Source organism: Vibrio sp. 10N.286.48.B8 (genome assembly GCF_003050085.1).
Lineage (GTDB): Bacteria > Pseudomonadota > Gammaproteobacteria > Enterobacterales > Vibrionaceae > Vibrio > Vibrio crassostreae.
Genome location: NZ_PIGD01000001.1, coordinates 263,666 through 282,806 on the forward strand (window position 1 = coordinate 263,666; position 19,141 = coordinate 282,806).

Consider the following 19,141-nt stretch of genomic DNA (forward strand, 5'->3'; position numbering starts at 1 on the left):
CACTTCTTATCATGTGATTTTTTGTTAGTATCACCATCAAATTACATCACACATGGAAGCGTCATGTCTTTTAGTTGGATCGCCTTTACCCTGCTTGCTGCCTTCAGCCAATCTTGGCGCAATGCCTTTCAAAGCAAACTAGCGGGCACAATGAGTGTGGCTGGCGTTACGCTGGCTCGTTTTATTTGGGCTGGCCCAATCGCACTTATTTATCTCTATTCGCTGTACCAATGGCAGCCAGTCTCCGCGCCTAATTTTTCCGGTGAGTTTGTTTTCTACATAGTTGCTGCGGCAATCATGCAGATCCTTGCAACAGGCTTGATGGTGATGCTATTTAAGCTCGAAAACTATGCGATTGGTGCTGGACTTGCCAAGTGTGAAGCTCCGGTTTCTGCTGTGCTTTCCGTGTTATTTTTTGGCACAGCGTTGACCGTTACAGGCTGGGTAGGCGTATTAATTGGCACCTTGGGCGTGCTCATCATGAGTAGCGCTTCAGGTTGGCGAAGCCTTTCCCCCAAAGTGTTTTTGTTAGGTATGGCTTGCTGTACCGCGTTTGCTTTAACGTCTCTTTGGGTTCGAGAAGCCAGCTTGAACATCGGCCTTCCCTTCCCTCATAGTGCAGCGTGGGTGCTGTTCCTAGTTATTTCTCTTCAAACAGTGATTATCTGTACGTACCTCTTTTTCAGAGAACGCGACACGTTACACCAGATATTCAAGAAGTCGAGATTGGTGGTGATGACAAGCCTAGCCAGTGTGATCGGTTCTCTTGGCTGGTTTAGTGCAATGTCACTTCAAGCCGTGCCTTATGTGAAAACGTTGGGACAAGTTGAGGTGGTCTTTATGGTGTTAATCTCTTACTTCTGGTTGGGGCAAAGTATTGCTCGCAAAGACATTGTTGCACTCATCTTACTCTCTATCGCAGCGGTATTGGTGATGTGGCAGTGATTTGAACGTCGCCATACTTGGACGTTGGGTCAAAGAGGACTGGAAATCATACCCCAGTGAAATATTCACCCACCGCATAAATATTACAGTGGCGTAAAATGATAAGAACGGCCTCCACATAATTTTTATAGTGCACGTATCAGCTATTAATCATTACCCAATAGGATACAGCCCAATGAAAACCCTTACTCAAATCGCACTAACAACGATCTTTTTTACAACCTCAATGATGGCATTCGCAGAGCCCGCGACAACAAACCAAGCCCAATTAGAAGCGTCAAGCACAACAGTGAAGCATGAAGGAATGACCGTGACGCTAACTGATAAACATTTTACGTCTACGGAAGAAACTAAAGCCACTGCCTCACAGACGTTAACGCAAAGCCAAAAAGCAGACTCAGCGCCACAGCCAACAATATAATGGCTTTATCAAAATAGTGGCGGGTCAAACTAACGCATAAAGACCTGTCATCATCAGGCAGTGACGAGTTCGTTAATATGACTAGGACAAATTGAAGTCATATTACGACCGTTTGTTTTCGCTTGATACAACGCTTTATCGGCTCGGCTAACAAACCCATTCCAACTCTCATTCGGGTGAAGCTGAGCAACACCGAAACTCGACGTCAGAAACATCTCATTTCCTTGCACTGCTGAGATCTCTGAAATAGACAACCGCAACTTGCAAGCAATAGCCTGTGCTTGTAGGAAATTAACATTGGGCAATAAAATCATTATCTCGTCTCCGCCAAAACGGAACGCACTGGCTGTAGGCGATGTTTTGATTGCACTTTGAACCATTTCAGCAAAAGACTTGATAACGAGATCACCCACTATGTGTCCGTGTTGGTCATTGATCGACTTAAAATTATCAATATCCATCATAATGGCACTGACAGGAGTAGTCCCCGCCTGCTTCATGATAACTGGAACCATTTCATCTAATGCTCTGCGGTTTCCAAGTGCCGTTAAAGGATCGCTGTAAGACAGATCATGAATAGACCTAAGCAATCTTGCATTAATCAACCAGAGCATTGTGAAGCTCATCGACACGATAAGAACAATACTCACTAAAAAGGCAAGTTGATGAATCAGCGCGGCCGTCATGAAATCCTGCAGCTCAGCAGAAAATAGCGTCACCAATACCCGGAAAGCCATAAAGCCGCCATATATCAAAAATGATAAGGCCATCATCCGAGTAGCTAAGTTCAAGTCATCACGTTGACCCTTTAACACCACAAAGGCAGTGCAAAGAGTGACAAAGGCTAAATAGAAACTAATGAGAATAATTCGAGCCTTGATGGAAGGTTCATAGTACGTGAAGTGAATAAAACCTAGCAGAAGAGCCAATATCATCAAACTGCTGAAGTAGGTACATTTTAAGGAGTATTCTCGGAACAGGCATAAACTATACAAAGCGAGATGAAAACCAAGCGCAATGACCATATTAGCACCAATAACAGTGATCCAATCCGGTAGTTCCCCTCTTAGGCTCAACATCAACGGTCCAGTTCCAATAACAAATATTGAAAAGGAAAAGCTAGAAAGCCCTTTAATTGGCTGTTGAGTGAATTGAAATAACAATAAGCCAATACAGTAAATGAAAGAGAACAAAATAATAATAAAATTAAGTGTTCTCATATCCAGCGAAAAACCATCCATGATTTTCTATCTTCCATACGCAAACCAAATCGCAACATTCTTAATAATCATGTAAACCACAAAAAGATTCACCATATGAATATTTACATTTTGTAAAGTAAGGGATGGATCACATATGCAGAGACTTTTGTCGCATGAGCCTATGACATAGATAGGCATGTAAAACTCCCCCCCATTTGGCTTCATAGCATCACTGAATCTACAGGCTTCTGCACTCGTTACTTGGTTGAATGACAACTGTCTGGCATTATGCGCCCAAGAAATCTGTGGGAACGAAGGTAGTCAGTGGTAGAAAACAGCCAACAATTAAGTGACCGTTACGACGAACATGGTTACTTTGTTATCAGAAATTATTTCAATGAAGCTCAAATTACATCGCTTAGAAAAGTCGTACTGAAATTCCATGAATCATGGAAAGCAGACAACGAAGAATTCTATCAAGAAGAAGCATTTAACTCGTCTTTAATTACGGGAAGCGAATATTTGCCTGCCGACGATAGAAGCGTGCTTTTCGACTTCATCAGCTCAAAACAAGTGATGGACGTGGTTGATGCGGTGATTCCGAACAAACCGGCATTCATGAATACACAGCTGTTCTTCAACCCAGTAAACCCGCAACAAAAAGACTTCTGGCATCGCGACTGTCAATACGACTACGACATTGATGACCAGATGAAAGTCATCATGGAAACCCAGGTACTGCATCTTCGTGTGCCCCTTTTTGATGAGCTCGGTATGGAGCTTATCCCCGGAACACACAAGCGCTGGGACAATGAAGAAGAATACAATGTTCGACAAGAAGAAAACGGCAAAGTGAGCAGTGATGATATCTCTGGCGGCAAGCAGATACCGTTAGCCGCAGGCGACTTATTGGTGTTTTCAGCGGACATGATCCATCGAGGTCTATACGGGCTAGATCGTTTAGCCTTGGATATTTTGATCTTTGACTCGGCAGCAGACTATGTCGACTACGTTGATGACGACTGCTTGCCAACGCCAGCAATGCTAAGCAATATTGCTGATCCAAGATTGTTTATGAACACGCTACACTTAAAGTCGATGCAGTACTCATAACCACAAAGGTGCCCGAACTATGACTGACACTAAGCAAAATACCCGAATTAGCCAGTTCCGTTTCGGGCAGCCGAAAGAGTCTCTAAAGCTAGAGCATGTCGCTTTAGGGGCACTAGACAAAGATAAAGTTCGAATACAAATTGAAGCGACTAACATCAACCCTAGTGATCTGTTGTCGATTTATGGTGTTGGACAGTACAAACACAGCCACCAGCCGCCGAGAGTACCGGGGTTTGAAGCGGTGGGAAAGGTTGTAGAGTCCAGCAATACCGAATTAGCAGTGAATCAGCGCGTGCTTGTGGCAACCAGTGGAACATGGCAGAACTATGTCGATGTATCACCAGACAACCTCTTCCACATTCCTCAGCACCTAGATAATGGCTACGCCTGCCAGTTGTATATAAATGCGCTCACCGCGTGGGTACTGACGACAGAAGTAGCCAAGCTAACCCAAGAAGATGTGTTGATCATCAACGCAGGCAACTCTGCCATCGGTAAGATCTTCTCCCAGTTATCAGCATCGCTCGGCTTCAACATCATTGTTGTTACATCACAGCCGAAACGATACCCAACAGCCACAAGCTGGGTATTGGATGCAAACGATGATTTAGTTAATAAAATTAAGGCCTTAGGCTTGCCAACTCCAACCGTCGCCTTTGATGCAATTGGCGGTTCACCCGGAACCGATCTTATTCACACCCTTGGCAATAATGGGCGTTTTATCAACTATGGGACGCTGTCTCTGGATTTTTACGAACCACGCTTCTTTGAGTACGCGAAAAACCAAGGTATCGATTTCAGCACCTTCTTTTTACGTTATTGGGAAGAAGCAGAAGGTAAAGATGTTCGCCGTGATAAATTCACGACCATGCTAGATCACTTCATCACAAACAACATTCAGCTCGACGTCGACCGCTACCTGCCATTCGATGAAGTGCAAACCGCGATTGATCTCATTGAATCGAAAACCACACGCTTAGATGGCAAGATCGTCTTACTGCCTGTGTAGTTTGGTGGAATTTAGCCGCACTATTTACGCCAAACAAGATACAAAACGAACAACCCGCCAAGCGCTGCTGTAACAATACCTACAGGCAGTTCTTGTGGCGCTAATATGGTTCGGCTAATCACATCCCCAAATAGTAAAAGTACCGCGCCCCACAAGGCAACCAGAGGCAGAGCTCGCTTGTGAGTGACGCCTGAAAATGGTCGTACTAAGTGGGGGACCATCAAGCCAATAAAACCGACCACTCCGGTCATCGATACAATCGACGCAGTACAAAACGCACAACAAAGAAAAATCTCGCTTTGTAGGCGGTGTACGTTGATCCCCAGTGAGCTTGTCGTCTGTTCACTCACTAACAAAGTATCGAGCTCGCGATAACGCTTGAAAATTAACGCAATCAGACATAACACGCCCGCCAAGGCAAAAATCAAATTATCCCAACGCGCGAGCCCCAAGCCTCCCATAGTCCAGAACAAAATCGAACTCGCCGCTCTTTGGTCGCCTGAATAAATCAAAAAGCTGGTGATGGCTCCGAATAGAAATGAGATCGCCAAACCACACAAGATCAAGTTGTCATTGCCCTTTTTCTTCTGCATCGAAAACAGAATCAGAACAGCGGTCGCCGACACAATACCACCCGAGAATGCAGCCAGTGGCAGCGACCAAACACCCAGAGCGTCTCCCACTTTGGTGATCACCAACACCGCACCAGCAGACGCGCCAGATGACAAGCCAAACAGAAACGGATCCGCCAGATCATTGCGTGTCGAGGTTTGAAGCAACGCGCCAACCATCGCCAGCCCTGCGCCCGCAATAACGGCTAACAATGCTCTAGGTAACCTTAGATCGATCAGTATTCGACTGGTCATATCCGGCATTGGATCAGTGAAAGAACTCAACCCTATGAGCACTTCTTTGAAAGACAAAGGAACCGAGCCAAACTGCAAACTCATCATGAAGGCGAGCAGCATAGCAGTGATACCTGTTAGCCATGCTGCCCGATATTTATCAAATAAAATCAACGGACTACTACTCTTATCAATAATAAGGTTTCATATAATAACCTTCCCGATCACTCAGAAACGAACGCTTCTGCAAGTTTCTCAATGGCATCGATATTGGCAGGCCCAGGGGTGAGTTGCTCATAACGCAGTTTGACATAGCGACCAGAAGTGACCGCATTGGTGTATTTCATTAACGGATGGGCTTCGAGGAAACGTTGCAACGAATCGGCACCACTCGCCGATTGGTAATCCAGAAGGATAATCACATCTGGGTTTTCACGAGCGACATTCTCCCAAGAGGTTCGAGCCCAACTAGCTTCCATATTGCCTGTGATATTTTGACCACCAGCAGCTTCAATCATTGCGTTTGGCATTCCGTACTTACCCGCGGTGAAAGGCTTGTCTTCACCCGAATCAAACAAGAACACTTTTGGGCTCGGCTTACCTGATGCTTTTTGCTTTTCTGCTATTTTTTCAACTCTCTCTTTCCAGTTTTTCACCAAAGCCTCGGCCTCTGCTTGCTTGTCGAAAATAACGCCTAACTTTTTCATATCGCCATAAAGCAGATCCATTGTCGCGCCTTCTTTTTGGTCTTGGGTATGAATGCAACTTTCAGAGAGCACTAAGGTATCAATCCCGTATGGCTTCAGTGTTTGAGGCGTCACTTCACCACCTACTTTCATTCCATAATTCCAGCCAGCGAAAAAGAAGTCAGCATCAGCAGCAATCAATGTTTCTAATGAAGGATACTTAGGTGCGAGCTCAGGAATATCACCTAAACGTTCTTCAAACGAACTCGACATCTTGTACCACCCGGTAATACCCGTAACGCCCACCATCTCCTTTTGAAGACCAAGAGCAAACGCCATCTCGGTCATATTGATGTCGTGTACAACCACACGCGAGGGCCGCTTTTCAATGGTCAGTGGGCTCCCACAGTTATCAACCGTCACTGGGTATTGAGTGCTTGTCGCATGCGCAAAAGAGAAAGGTAAAAGAAACAAAAGACTGGAAATTACAGGCCACTTCATTGGGCTGCTCCTATTAAAGAGTGATTAGAAAGAGTTAAGTGAGTTGATGCAGCTTCAAAATGATGGATGGTGCTGCATATAACAGGATGATTGAACGTAAGAACCCGCAATCCAAAAACAGGGATCATGTATCGGTCTCGCATCACGGTATCTGGGGCTGAGAACGCCACCATTTTTTGGTCTGACATCAACAAGACTTTGTCGGCGAATGGCGCTACCAAAGGTAAATCATGCAACACCACAACAGACGCAATGCCGCGTTGTTTAATTAGGCTCAGAAGTTCAAGACGAGCGAGAGGATCAAGGTGGTTTGTGGGTTCATCTAAGAGTAAAAGCCTCGGCTCTTGTGCAAAGGCGCGAGCAATACTTGCACGTTGCTGTTCACCACCGGATAGCTCACCAAAGCACCGCTGGCTTTTGTGAATCAGCCCAACATCTTGCATCGCCTGCTGAACCGCTCGTTTGTGCTCTTTTGCACTACAACAAAATGTATGAGGAGTTCGGCCTAAGCCAACATATTCAGCAACACTCAAACGAGGATCAACATGCTCATGTTGAGTAACCACCGCGACTTGTTTGGCTATCTGCTGCCGCTCAAGGCTTCCAAGCGGAATACCAGACAACATCAACTCACCCGCGACGGTTTTGTATTCGCCTGTAATGCCTTTCAGCAAACTGGACTTTCCACTTCCATTAGGCCCAATGATGGCAACGCATTCACCGTCGTTCACATCAAATGTCACGTCGGAGACGGCTCTCCAGTTAGCCAAGCCATCAGCGCAGAGCCCGCGCACAGACAATACAGGTTTATTCAAATTCCCACCGAACATCCAAAAACAACACTTATTGTTATGTTATAACATAACAATAAATTAAAGGTATAGTTATTAATAGAAATATTAAGACCGCTCTAAGAAGTAATGGGAATGGCGGGATAACCCAATCACCTTAAACAAAGACAGAAGTGCTTACGGAAATTGATTCACTGAGAAAGTTTGATTCAAGGAATTGAGTATTGAGAACGCAGTAAAGAGTTGTAATGCGTTTCTCCATAATTTAAGTGGTTACGAGATGGTCATGAATCACATTTATTTGAAACATCAGTAAGTTATATCACTATAAATATGACACTGATCACCCATAAGGTAATCTCGATTCTATATGGTAGCGTCATACTTAAAACCACGATGCGAACATACTTATGAAAAGACACATACTATCAAGCGCCATCCTACTCTCTCTAGCCTTTCCCACCTTTGCAGCTGATGGCGACATACACGATGTCACGATACTGGGTACTTCAGATATTCATGGTCATTTTATGGCGTGGGATTACGCGGCGGATAAACTCAACACTCGTGGTAGCTTGAGCCAAATCGCGACCAAGGTTGGTGAGATCCGAAAAGAGCAATCTAACATTATCCTTGTCGATGCTGGCGACACCATCCAAGGCAACTTCGTAGAAACCTTCAAAGACGAGCCCGTTGATCCAATGATGCTTGGCTTTAATCACATGAAATACGATGTGTGGGTTTTAGGTAACCACGAATTCGACTTTGGCCTTAAAACCCTCAACAGAGCCGTTACCCAATTTAAAGGGCAATCTCTCGGTGGCAACATCAAGAACAAAAACGGAAACCCATTCTTACCGGGTTACACCATTCTAGAACGAGGTGGTATTAAGATCGGCGTGATCGGAATGGATACCCCAATGACGGAGGTCTTTGCGCAAGGTACAAACCGTTTAGAAGGCGTCACTTTCACTAATCCAACCTTGGAAGTGAAGAAAATCGTCAAAGAGATTGATGATAAAGTGGATGCCATCGTATTGGTTGCCCATATGGGGATTGAAAACGAGAATGACATTGCCGACACCGGTGTCACCGACATTGCCAATGCAAACCCAGAGCTCGATGCCATCGTCGCTGGCCACATGCACACTCGCATCGATAAAGCCGTTGTGAATGGCGTTATTATTACTGAACCCGACAAATATGGCCGCGCCCTATCTCGTATCGATCTTCAATTTGAAGAGCGCGATGGCACATTCACTCTCGTCAACAAAGACAGCTTCACCTGTAAAATTAAAGGTATAGATTCTGACGAGAATATGGACGAGTTATACCAGCCTTATCACAAACAACTCCGAGAAATGGCGAATCGACCTGTCGCTCAGCTTACCGGCGTTGATTTAGTCCCAGAAAACGAAATCCGCGGTATCCCTCAAGTCCATGTTCAAGACACAGGCATCAGTGCGCTATACCAAGAAGCGAGCTTCTTCTATGCACCCAAAGCCAATGTCATTGCACTTCAAATAGACAACGACAATGCAGAGCTCGATGTTGGCCCAATCAAAGCCAAAGACATCGCGTACAACTACCAATACGCAGGTGGCGAAATCACTGTCTACCAGATGACAGGCAAAGAGTTAAGAACCTACATGGAATGGTCTGCGGGCTACTTCAACTCAGTGCAACCCGGTGATGTGACCTACAGCTTTAACCCTGAACGCAGAGCTTCAAAATACTCAACTAATGACTTCTTCGCGGGCGTGACTTATACCATCGACCTCACTCAGCCTGCAGGTACACGCATCACCAACCTCGCGTTTGCAGATGGCACACCGGTTACTGATCAAACAGAAATCCGTATTGGTATGAATAGCTATCGAATGGGTCATCTAACCAAGAAAGGCGGCGTGCTAGAAGGTAAATCATTCCCTGTACTCTTTGATACGGAAGCAGAGTATGGAGAAGAAGCAGGCACAATCCGTAATATGACCATCAAGTATCTTAAAGAAGAAAAGAACGGTCAGTATGAAGGTAAAACTCAGCAGCGATGGGCACTTTCTGGTTTAGAGAGCCGTTACAATGAACAGCGAGAGATCGTAAAGTCATTGATTAATGATGAAACCATATCAATCCCGACCAGTGACGATGGCCGCTACACAAACATCGCTTCTATCAACGTAAAAGAACTGATGTTCAAATCTGACGAAACCAAACAAGCAGCCATAACCACACGCGAAAAGAAACTGGCGCAGGCGACTGAGCAAGAGGGTAAGCAAATCAAACGCGAAATCACTCTGATCAAAGCGCTCTATTAACCCTGACCTCAAACCAATAACGACTTAACGACGCTTAGAGCGTGGTTAAGTCGTTGTCATTCCCACCCTACAACATCACATCTGTACTGAGTAAACGGTGATATTCGATGAATGAGCTGAAAAGGCTAACTCGTAGTTGGTAAAGTACTATGAGTTAAAAATCAGCCTGTCACTGTTTTTAGAAATGTTTAATTTGAGTAACAAGATTTTATGGATGCTAAAAGCAGAAATAATTTCAAGCAATCAGTTTTATTGTACGAGCTCTCTCTGCGACCATGGGCTGAAACATGTCTATTTAAAGTAATGTCGCATTCACTAGCATCGAACCGCATCGGTGAAAACAGTTCCTCAGTTGTGTTTGCGATCTGAAAAAGCTTACTCTTTAGACCTAAGTGTAAAGCTTCAGAACTTTCTCTTTTTCTAATTCCAGAAACGTAGCGAATATTATTGTATTCACCTTTGTTTGCAAGATGCATTAACGCTGATTCGATGATACTAAATAAACTCGGTATACAAATATTATAAAAACCTAAATTAAACGATTTGATAGATTCGATTAACATGTCACTGTAAGGTGGGATCAATAGTCGAGTTTCTCTTTCTAACTCAACTTGTAATAATGATTCAAAGCGCTCAGTCAATAGCTCTTCTATTGCTTGAACTTCACTTAGCTCATGTTCCCGTATGTAATCAAACAGTTCATTTTCTAAAGTTTCGGAAGTAATACACCAACCTTGCTTTCTTAATTCATCACTTCCGCACCATATTGCTTGATCTAAAACTCGTTGAAATAGCTCGATAACATAATGTTCATTCATCTAAATTTACCTAACAGATAATTTCCATACCGAATGTAAAATCTTCATCCCACTTCGTAGTAGATTGATTCTACTAAAATTTCTTACTTCATTAAAATCTCTTATGCTATTTTCGAGTTTTCAGCACCTCCAGTATAAACTTTTCTACATAGTGATATGTTCAAGAGCTACCGTGCAAGATTGCAACTAGATCAGAGTTATTTGAGTGCTGCTAGATAGGTATAATTTCCCCCGAGATACAACGCGAGGATTCACAATGAACAGCATTAGAAGAATGGAACAGGAACAAACTAGAGAAACAGCACGAACCGTCTGACGATAAATTCAAAGCCTCCTCGGTGACTCATAGCTCCCACTAACATCTGTATTCCTCCTCACACTGATCTATTTCCCTCTTTTCGCAGTACAAGTTATTAATAATTCGATATAAATCGCTCTATTGTTTGAGATTTTTGTCTACAGTTTTATAGAGCTTGTCGCTTCGGTAATTGCCACAAGTAACGACACCTTTTGATGGTTAGTTTTGGTTATAAGGAAAGGAAATGGAAAGCCCAATTGTCACACTCACACATGCCAACAAAAGCTTTGTTGATGGCAAAGATACCCATCACGTACTGGAAAATGTCGACTTCGCTTTAGCGACAGGGGCAAGCGTGGCTTTGACAGGGGCGAGTGGCAGTGGAAAGAGTACTCTGCTTAACATCATTGCGGGGTTTGAGCCTCTATCCGGTGGCGAGTTGTGGCTCGATGGCGAGAACTCATTAGATTGGAAAGATCCACAGTGGAGCCGATTCCGCCATCAAAAACTAGGCGTTATCTTTCAGCAGTTCAACTTGTTAACCCCACTCAACGTAAAACAAAACATCGCCTTCCCGCTCCATTTGAATCAACAGAAATGGAGCGACTGGTGCGATTATTTAGTTGACGCATTGGGCATCAGCGAGCTACTCGAAAGACATGTATCCGCACTCTCTGGCGGTCAGCAACAACGAGTCGCAATAGCGCGTGCGCTAGCCCATAAACCCAAACTATTGCTTGCCGACGAACCCACAGGTAACCTCGACCACAAAGCAGGCATTGAGGTAATGAAGCTGCTGAGTGAAATCATCACACAAGGCAACACTGCGGTGCTTTTGGTTACGCACAGCCCAGAATGCGCCAGCTTTATGCAGACAAAATTGGTGTTAGATGATGGTTGTTTAAGGAACGCGGATCTAACCCCAAGAGCAGCAGCGTTGTGAGTAATCCAATGAAGCAAACTGGCTTCGCTCAGAACCAGCTCACCCATACCAAACTGACTCTGAATCTATTCGCGGCACACTATCGTCAGTCACCATTGCAAGCCGCAGCGATTCTGATCGGCATTGTGCTTGCGGTCACCTTGTTTGTCGCGGTGCAAGCCATCAACCTCAATGCCAAGCGCAGTTATGCAGAATCGACCGAGCAACTTAGCGCTCAAGCGCAGAACCTTATCATTCCACCACCAGGGCAAAACTATTTGCCGGAATCGCTCTACTTCAGCTTAAGACAAAGTGGATTAAGCGCTGCGCTACCTGTAATTGAAGGACGAGTAAGAGACGAACAAGGCCGACGCTGGTCAGTTCAAGGCAGTGAGCTAATCGCCGCCCTCACTTCAAGAGCTCGCCACGCTCGCATCGACGAAAAAAGCAATACTCAAGCCAAAGAGCCAAACATTTCCCTGTTCGACAATGCCTTACCTTTGCCGCAACTCTTAGCGGGAGAACCCATTGTGATGATTAGCCAATCTCAGCACCAGAGTTTGGACGAAGTAGACGCACTCACTTTGGATGAAGTGCTCACTCAAGTGGTAGTGCTACCAGATGAATGGCAGCTCGGTAGCAGAATGTTGATGGATATTGGGTTCGCTCAGCAACTGCTTAACAAGCAAGGGCAACTGAGCTACATCGCTATTTTTGACACTAAGAGCGACACGAACAGCAATACACAGGATAAATGGCAAAGCCTTATTGGCGAGCAAGGGCAATGGATTTCCAACAACCAAAGCACAGATCTCGGTTCAATTACCGATAGCTTTCACCTCAATCTCACCGCCATGAGTTTGTTGGCGTTTTTGGTTGGCCTATTCATCGCTTACAACGGTGTGAAATATAGTCTGCTGAAACGTAATCGGCTGTTGGTGCAAATTCAACAAGCCGGCATTGCGCCAAGCATCGTATTTTCAGCTCTGTTAGTCGAGCTGACTCTTTTAGTCACACTAGGCGCGTCGCTTGGTTTCATTTTCGGCATTCAACTCAGCCATTGGCTACACCCAACCGTCGCGATAACGCTTGAGCAACTTTATGGTGCAACACTGCTTCCCGGCACATGGCAGTGGCAATGGTTAGTGCAGGCACTGCTACTCACGCTGGCCGCAACGCTTGTCGCGTGTTGGCAGCACTTTAAACAGCGCGTGCGACAACCCCTCTCTTCCCATGGCGGTTTCTATCAAGCGCCGGAAACGTCTAACGAAAATCAGCTGTTTGTTATCGGGTCAGTATTAACTATTCTAGCGTTAGCAGGGTTATGGATGAGCGAACATCACCGCCTCACCATGGCATGGCTCGGTGTGTTAGTGGTGTCGATTCCTTTGTATTTGCCCAAAACGCTCAGCGTGCTAGCGAACTGGAGCGAAAAACGCACCCAATCGGGGTTAATACAATATCTGTTCGCTGAGCTGCGTGAACTTATCTCCCCTCTCTCCCTTGCCATGATGGCGTTGCTTCTCGCTGTCACCGCCAATATCGGAATGAATACCTTAGTCGGCAGCTTTGAATCCACGTTAAAGCAATGGCTTGAACAGCGCTTACATGCCGATATTTACGTTAGCCCTGCCCAAGGTGAAATCGCGAATGTCGAACGTGCGTTAGAGCAGTTTGAAAATGTTGAAACCGTTTATAAGCAATATTATGTCGACGATAACTTGCAGGGTTTACCGACTTTGCTCGGCACTAAAGACAAAGACACACTTGAGCAAACCATGGTGTTCCAATCCCACCTTGATGATTTCTGGACGCGCTTTTACCAAGGTGAATTCGTGGCAATCAGCGAACCTACGGCAGTGAAGCTCGGCTTGTCCCTTGGAAGCCGACTCAAGCTCGACGCGATCCAAGACAAAACACTCATCGTCGGGGCGATTTTCCACGATTACGGCTCACCGAATGGCGAAGTGTTACTTTCACCTAATTTATGGCTCGAAAACGGATTTACTGATTTACCCACCAGCTTGGGAATCAAAGTTTCTGGCGACCCACAAGTGGTGTACGAACAGCTACGCCAACAACTCAATCTGCACCCAAGTCAGCTTTACGATCAAGCACAGATCAAATCGATCGCTTTAGATATCTTCTCACAAACCTTTGCTATCACTCGGGCGCTTAATGGCGTCACTTTAATGGTGGCGGTGATAGGGTTGTTCTGCGCCTGTTTCATGTTGCTCGATGCACGCAAAGCCGCTATTGCAAGGTTGTACGCGCTCGGTGTTAGTCAGAAAAAATTGATGGCGATGGTGGTCGGGCAAATCGTTGTTCTGGTCGCCTTCACTCTGGTTATCGCCTTACCACTCGGCGCTATGGTCGGTTATGTGTTGACGGACATCGTTACCCTGCGCGCCTTTGGTTGGAGTTTAAATTATGTATGGAATTGGAGTGACGCATTCAGCATCGCAGCCATCACCATTTTAGTGGCTGTGTTTGCGACCTTGATTCCACTGTGGCGTTTGGTCAGCAAACCTGTTGTATCCAGTTTACAGAGCGAGGTGTTGTGATGAATCGAGCAATAAGAGTTTTCGTTCTCACACTAGGCATCTTGTTCCTTTTAGGGTGTGAGGAGTCCACTCAACCATCAGCTCAAAATATGGGTTCGATACTTGGCGCAGAAACACAAACCGACGATGAAACACAAAAAGAGGCTGAGCAATTCACGCCGGTAGTAAAAGGTATCGACATCACCTTCCCTGCCGACCATCAAGCACACCCAGGTTTTCGTCATGAATGGTGGTACTTAACCGCAAACTTAATTGATGAAGACGGCAACACTTTAGGCGTGCAGTGGACACAGTTCCGCTTCGCGGCTGCACCACAAGAAAGTGGCAATGGCGCTAAGAAAACCACGTGGCAAAGCCAGCAAATCTACATGGCGCACAGTGCTGTCACCACTAAAGACAAGCACTACGCCGATGAAAAGTGGTCTCGCGATCAAGCTGAACTAGCAGGTGTAGGCAGTTCGCCGTTTCGTGTTTATCTCGATGATTGGCAATGGACGTCGACGACCGATGACCTGTTCCCAGCGACATTAGTCGCTAACTCGGATCAATTTGGATACTCGCTTAAGTTAACCAACAACGCGCCTTATCAAAAGCAAGGCGAACAAGGCTACAGCACTAAAAGTAGCGATGGCAAAGTGGCTTCCTACTACTACAGCCAACCATTCATCGATGTATCAGGCGAGGTAACCATTGATGGAGTCACCCATCAGGTTTCCGGTACAGGTTGGATAGACAGAGAATGGAGCTCGCAATTTTTACTCGACTCGCAACAAGGTTGGGATTGGTTTGCGCTAAGGCTGAGTGATGAAACCAGCTTGGTGGTGTTTCAACTTCGCAACTCAACAACAGGCAAAGCCAGTTACTCCCATGCGAGGTTGATGAATCAAGATGGCTCCGGCATCGCGATTTCACAGCAAGACATCAACTTAACCGCCATCAAGCAAACGGAAATCGATGGACGTGACTACCCAACAGAGTGGCAAATTTCGATTCCGACGCAACAAATTAAACTGACTGTTTCGGCGCTTAATCCAAATGCGAAAATGCCACTATCAGTTCCCTATTGGGAGGGGCCAATCGTGATTAAAGGTTCTCATTCTGGATCTGGCTATATGGAGTTAACTGGGTATTAAGCCAAAGGCATGATACAAACCAACCTCATATGCGAGCGGTTCATTTATAAAAAGAAATGGATGGTACGAAAAGTAGCCGAGCACAGTTAGGCTTCTGCGTTCGGCTATGGTTTCTTTAATCAGATAAGAGCTTAAGCTCCGGTAGCAAATCTATTTTGTTAAATCGGCTTTGATTTGATCGACTTGATTCGCCAAAGAGGACTCTTGGAAATATTCACTGTGTGTTTTTCCTAAGTACAACTTCTTATTGGCTACTCGTTGATCCAACTTGTCTTTAACAATAGTGCCTTGTGCCAACTTGTTATTTAATTCAAGTGCAATTGCAGAACTGTCTGAGACTTTACTTCCTTTCGTATCGTAATAACGAACTTGGCTGATGTTCGTATCAAATGGGTCGCAATAAGCTGCACCTAAATCACCCTTTTCAATAATACTGTTGTATTGCGCTTCGCTGATTGGCGTCTCTTTATTTGATACGAACTGGCTCCCTCGAACACACCAGTTGATTCTGGTGCCAATACCTGGGAAATACGCCGAAATTAAGTTAACGGCATAGTAGGTTTCTGGATCTGACAGGTTTGGTTTTGCATATCTATCAATCACCTTACCGCCAACCACTTGATATTCGACTTCGCCATTATTATAAGACTCTAAAAAATAGCTATTTCTAAACATCTTGCTGAAACTGACGTTATCAACAGAACGCCCACTGTCGGATGTGAAGCTTTTCAGTTGCTGCTTATGTTGAATGCTACCTGTTGTAATGTTGGTCACTAAACCAACCACTGTGTTTTTCGCAGCGTCACTTTGCCAAGCCGTATAGTTACTTATATTTTGTTGAGGTGTATTTGTAGTCGCATCGGCATCAACACTGTACTTGTAACTAAGCTCGGTAATGTCTTGTCCTACTTTATTTACTTTGGCATAGGACTTGTAACGACGCGCTTCGCAATCTTGAAAGTTTGCATCGTAGTAGAAGTAGCTGATCCAATCTTTTGCTTCGATAGCTTCGGTGGTACCAGCTGAGTAATCTACAATCCCGTTTGCACCATAAACACCATAGAAACCTTTGAGATCTTTTTCTTGCTTAGCAGATAACCCTTTATTGAACTCATCATCCCAACCAATACTGTAAATATTAAATAGGTTCAGAGCCTTAATACATTCTTTGATATCGGTACTGCCTATAGCATTAGCTGAATACATTACAGGGCTACTATAAAGGTTTTTTGCAACATCATCTTTTGGATCAGCTACACTGCCTAATGCCGGGGTTATGGACATTTGAGGCACTACGGTTTTAGTCTTTTGAGGTGGTGGCGCAGCGCTATCGCTACCACCACCGCATGCTGAAAGTGTTACAACTAATACTGATATGGTTGGGATAATAAACTTCAAATTTTTCCTCGGAATTTTGAGCAAGTGATTATATAAATAATCACTCAAATACGAAAAAAAACTAAATGCCTATATAACCAAATTCAAACCATTGAAGAAATAGACGTGTATATCCGCTACCGAGACCTAATTTAATCTATTAATAACAAAAACTTAAATATAAAAAGAGAAGTAGCCGATTATTGACACGTTTGGCAAAAGAAACCAATCACAACAAACGGTTCTTGTACTGTTCTGGCGTTTGGTTCGCGTAACGTTTGAACATGGTGATAAATGGGCTTGCTTGGTTGTAACCCAATGTTAGAGCGACTTCTTTAACCGATTGGCCGTTTCTTAACAAGTCCATCGAGTACAGATAACGGACACGCAATCGCCATTCTGTAAAGCTCATTCCAAGCTCAGTCTGGCAGTGGCGGGACAGAGTTCTCTCTGTGGTATGGACACGTTCAGCCCAATCTTTCAGCGTCACTTCATCGGTTGGGTTTTCTTCAACAGAAGCCAATATAGGCGCTAGATACTTATTGTCGGTCGAAGGTAAGAAGTGGTGTTCAACCTCACGCTGCGCAAGTTGGTCAAGCAGTACCTGAACGAGTCTTTGATCTTGTTCGCTTTCCGCAACATTGATTCCACGATCGCGAAAATCATCGATGATAGAAGACACAATCGGCGTGATCTTTATAAGACTGGTTTTTTCTGGCAGATGTTGCGTTAGCTCTGGGGCGATATTTAGCGAACAGTAGTCCAAAGGCTTACGGTTATAACTGCAATGCATCACCCCGGCCGGTACCCAAATCGCCAAATGTGGTGGCGCTAGAAATCGGGTGCTTTCCGCTTCCATCTCTAATATACCGCCACTGATCAACTGGACCTGTCCCCATGAGTGGCTATGAACTCGAGTTTCAGTGTTCGAAAGAAACGCTTCAAAATTCATAAATACGTTGGATGGTGCCTTATCAATTGATAAGGATGGATGAAGGTTTCTGGACTGTTTTTTCAAACTTGTCTTCCTATCGCGCCTGATGTCTTTCTAAAGATACTTGTAAGTATAACGACCTGTCAAACTAGCCGCATCAACTCATTTGCGACGGAATTCACATGCATTATCTCTTACCATTTTTTACAGTCTGTATCTGGGGCGCCAATGCAATCGTCAACAAGCTTGCTGCAAGCACCATAGAACCTAGCGCGATGAGTTTTTACCGCTGGTTTTTTGCGATGTTAATTCTCACGCCTTTCTGTATTCGCCCGGTGATGAAGCAGTGGGCTGTCATTAAGCCAAACCTATCGAAATTAGCGTTCCTCGGCTTTTTGGGCATGGTGTTGAACCAATCTCTAGGTTACTACGCAGGCTTAACCACAACCGCTTCAAACATGGCATTGATCACGTCTTTAGTCCCGTTGATCAGTGTATTTCTGAGCGTTCCTTTGTTGCATAAGTCCATTTCTAGTTTGAGTATTGTGGGTGGTGTGTTGTCACTGTCAGGCTTAGCTCTGATGTTAGGTAAAGGCGATCCTTTGTTCTTCATCCATCAAGAATTGACCCAAGGCGATGGCTATATGCTGATTGCGGCCTTTGTTTATGCTTCTTACTGTGTGCTCTTGAAACGCTGGAAAATGCCAATCAGTAGCTGGGTGGTGATTTACATTCAGGGTCTGTTTGCTGTCGCGATGCTTACGCCACTTTGGCTTACCAGCGAACAACTTTTACCACCGCAACAAGCGATCCCATTGATTGCTTACGCCGCAGTTGCCGCTTCGATTTTAGCACCTTGGATGTGGGTGAAAGCGATTGACACCATTGGTGCTGACTCAAGCGCGATGTTCATGAACTTGCTTCCAGTTGTTGCGATCGTATTAGCTGCGACATGGCTTGGCGAAGAAATTAACCAGTTCCACATCATTGGCGGTGTGATGGTGATTTCAGGTGTCATCCTTGCTCAAATTAAAAGAAAACCAAGGCTTGAGGCTCCTCTCCCTCAACAAAGCTAAACGCATCATCCAACGCTCACTTTAGGGCAAATATTCAAACTCACTTTTCTTACTGTGCCTACTCCGAAGTAGGCACTGTTATTTTATTCACAAGCCTTTTAAATGCTTTTAATACGCGTTCATTGTGGTTGCAACATGTTACCGACTCAGGTTTAATGCATTACGTACTGTTTAAGTTGTAAAAGGAAGTA

16 protein-coding genes are annotated in these 19,141 nt (G+C 44.8%); 9 read left to right on the plus strand and 7 right to left on the minus strand.

Annotated elements, in window-relative coordinates:
* Positions 1–63: 63 nt before the first annotated feature.
* Together CWO08_RS01130 and CWO08_RS01135 are read left to right on the plus strand one after the other, a co-directional pair.
* A complete protein-coding gene (locus tag CWO08_RS01130) occupies positions 64–945 on the plus strand; it encodes a DMT family transporter (RefSeq protein WP_107898360.1) in 882 nt (293 codons plus the stop codon).
* Positions 946–1,120: 175 nt separating this feature from the next.
* Positions 1,121–1,366 (plus strand): hypothetical protein, encoded by a 246-nt coding sequence (locus CWO08_RS01135; RefSeq protein WP_102479505.1) that lies wholly within the window; start codon positions 1,121–1,123, stop codon positions 1,364–1,366.
* A 53-nt stretch (positions 1,367–1,419) separates the two neighbouring features.
* On the opposite strand, the gene CWO08_RS01140 is transcribed toward CWO08_RS01135, so the two are convergent.
* A complete protein-coding gene (locus CWO08_RS01140; RefSeq protein ID WP_102479504.1) occupies positions 1,420–2,607 on the minus strand; it encodes a GGDEF domain-containing protein in 1,188 nt (395 codons plus the stop codon).
* Between the two features lie 285 nt (positions 2,608–2,892).
* Here CWO08_RS01140 and CWO08_RS01145 point away from each other — a divergent pair, with 285 nt between their 5' ends.
* Both CWO08_RS01145 and CWO08_RS01150 read left to right on the plus strand, forming a co-directional pair.
* Positions 2,893–3,681: a phytanoyl-CoA dioxygenase family protein gene (locus CWO08_RS01145; protein ID WP_107898359.1), complete on the plus strand. Its 789-nt coding sequence runs from the start codon at positions 2,893–2,895 to the stop codon at positions 3,679–3,681.
* 19 nt (positions 3,682–3,700) lie between these two features.
* A complete protein-coding gene (locus CWO08_RS01150; RefSeq protein WP_107898358.1) occupies positions 3,701–4,690 on the plus strand; it encodes a zinc-dependent alcohol dehydrogenase family protein in 990 nt (329 codons plus the stop codon).
* A gap of 20 nt (positions 4,691–4,710) precedes the next feature.
* On the opposite strand, the gene CWO08_RS01155 is transcribed toward CWO08_RS01150, so the two are convergent.
* The 3 genes from CWO08_RS01155 to CWO08_RS01165 form a co-directional block, all read right to left on the minus strand.
* On the minus strand, positions 4,711–5,658 hold the full coding sequence (locus tag CWO08_RS01155) for an iron ABC transporter permease (RefSeq protein WP_065614844.1): 948 nt from the start codon (positions 5,656–5,658) through the stop codon (positions 4,711–4,713).
* 101 nt (positions 5,659–5,759) lie between these two features.
* Positions 5,760–6,722: an ABC transporter substrate-binding protein gene (locus tag CWO08_RS01160; protein WP_102479253.1), complete on the minus strand. Its 963-nt coding sequence runs from the start codon at positions 6,720–6,722 to the stop codon at positions 5,760–5,762.
* Positions 6,719–7,552, minus strand: a complete 834-nt coding sequence (locus CWO08_RS01165; protein WP_107898357.1) for an ABC transporter ATP-binding protein — start codon at positions 7,550–7,552, stop codon at positions 6,719–6,721. Before CWO08_RS01165 ends, CWO08_RS01160 begins: the two co-directional genes overlap by 4 nt.
* Positions 7,553–7,923: 371 nt before the next feature.
* Here CWO08_RS01165 and CWO08_RS01170 point away from each other — a divergent pair, with 371 nt between their 5' ends.
* Positions 7,924–9,828, plus strand: a complete 1,905-nt coding sequence (locus tag CWO08_RS01170; RefSeq protein WP_107898356.1) for a bifunctional UDP-sugar hydrolase/5'-nucleotidase — start codon at positions 7,924–7,926, stop codon at positions 9,826–9,828.
* A gap of 188 nt (positions 9,829–10,016) precedes the next feature.
* On the opposite strand, the gene CWO08_RS01175 is transcribed toward CWO08_RS01170, so the two are convergent.
* Positions 10,017–10,646, minus strand: a complete 630-nt coding sequence (locus CWO08_RS01175; protein WP_107898355.1) for a hypothetical protein — start codon at positions 10,644–10,646, stop codon at positions 10,017–10,019.
* A gap of 542 nt (positions 10,647–11,188) precedes the next feature.
* Between CWO08_RS01175 and CWO08_RS01180 the strand changes: the two genes are divergently transcribed.
* From CWO08_RS01180 to CWO08_RS01190, 3 genes are read left to right on the plus strand one after another with little or no spacing between them, the layout of a single operon-like run.
* Entirely contained in the window at positions 11,189–11,887 is a 699-nt protein-coding gene (locus CWO08_RS01180) for an ABC transporter ATP-binding protein (RefSeq protein ID WP_107898354.1), read from the plus strand.
* An 8-nt stretch (positions 11,888–11,895) separates the two neighbouring features.
* Positions 11,896–14,430, plus strand: coding sequence for an ABC transporter permease (locus CWO08_RS01185; protein ID WP_107898473.1), 2,535 nt, complete (start codon positions 11,896–11,898; stop codon positions 14,428–14,430).
* Positions 14,430–15,563 carry a lipocalin-like domain-containing protein gene (locus tag CWO08_RS01190; protein ID WP_108019523.1) on the plus strand — a complete coding sequence of 378 codons (1,134 nt, stop codon included), beginning with the start codon at positions 14,430–14,432 and terminating at the stop codon, positions 15,561–15,563. The genes CWO08_RS01185 and CWO08_RS01190 overlap by 1 nt, the downstream gene beginning before the upstream one ends.
* Positions 15,564–15,713: 150 nt before the next feature.
* On the opposite strand, the gene CWO08_RS01195 is transcribed toward CWO08_RS01190, so the two are convergent.
* Together CWO08_RS01195 and CWO08_RS01200 are read right to left on the minus strand one after the other, a co-directional pair.
* Entirely contained in the window at positions 15,714–16,961 is a 1,248-nt protein-coding gene (locus tag CWO08_RS01195) for a hypothetical protein (RefSeq protein ID WP_107898353.1), read from the minus strand.
* Positions 16,962–17,169: 208 nt separating this feature from the next.
* On the minus strand, positions 17,170–17,958 hold the full coding sequence (locus CWO08_RS01200) for a helix-turn-helix domain-containing protein (RefSeq protein ID WP_108019525.1): 789 nt from the start codon (positions 17,956–17,958) through the stop codon (positions 17,170–17,172).
* 98 nt (positions 17,959–18,056) lie between these two features.
* Here CWO08_RS01200 and CWO08_RS01205 point away from each other — a divergent pair, with 98 nt between their 5' ends.
* Positions 18,057–18,950, plus strand: a complete 894-nt coding sequence (locus CWO08_RS01205; RefSeq protein WP_048661046.1) for a DMT family transporter — start codon at positions 18,057–18,059, stop codon at positions 18,948–18,950.
* Positions 18,951–19,141: the final 191 nt, after the last annotated feature.

Coding starts and splice junctions, on each gene's coding strand:
- CWO08_RS01155 (WP_065614844.1), bottom strand. CDS start 5,658: ATGCTGCTCGCCTTCATGATGAGTTTGCAGTTTGGCTCGGTTCCTTTG.
- CWO08_RS01135 (WP_102479505.1), top strand. CDS start 1,121: ATGAAAACCCTTACTCAAATCGCACTAACAACGATCTTTTTTACAACC.
- CWO08_RS01165 (WP_107898357.1), bottom strand. CDS start 7,552: ATGTTCGGTGGGAATTTGAATAAACCTGTATTGTCTGTGCGCGGGCTC.
- CWO08_RS01130 (WP_107898360.1), top strand. CDS start 64: ATGTCTTTTAGTTGGATCGCCTTTACCCTGCTTGCTGCCTTCAGCCAA.
- CWO08_RS01190 (WP_108019523.1), top strand. CDS start 14,430: ATGAATCGAGCAATAAGAGTTTTCGTTCTCACACTAGGCATCTTGTTC.
- CWO08_RS01175 (WP_107898355.1), bottom strand. CDS start 10,646: ATGAATGAACATTATGTTATCGAGCTATTTCAACGAGTTTTAGATCAA.
- CWO08_RS01180 (WP_107898354.1), top strand. CDS start 11,189: ATGGAAAGCCCAATTGTCACACTCACACATGCCAACAAAAGCTTTGTT.
- CWO08_RS01185 (WP_107898473.1), top strand. CDS start 11,896: ATGAAGCAAACTGGCTTCGCTCAGAACCAGCTCACCCATACCAAACTG.
- CWO08_RS01205 (WP_048661046.1), top strand. CDS start 18,057: ATGCATTATCTCTTACCATTTTTTACAGTCTGTATCTGGGGCGCCAAT.
- CWO08_RS01170 (WP_107898356.1), top strand. CDS start 7,924: ATGAAAAGACACATACTATCAAGCGCCATCCTACTCTCTCTAGCCTTT.
- CWO08_RS01150 (WP_107898358.1), top strand. CDS start 3,701: ATGACTGACACTAAGCAAAATACCCGAATTAGCCAGTTCCGTTTCGGG.
- CWO08_RS01140 (WP_102479504.1), bottom strand. CDS start 2,607: ATGGATGGTTTTTCGCTGGATATGAGAACACTTAATTTTATTATTATT.
- CWO08_RS01160 (WP_102479253.1), bottom strand. CDS start 6,722: ATGAAGTGGCCTGTAATTTCCAGTCTTTTGTTTCTTTTACCTTTCTCT.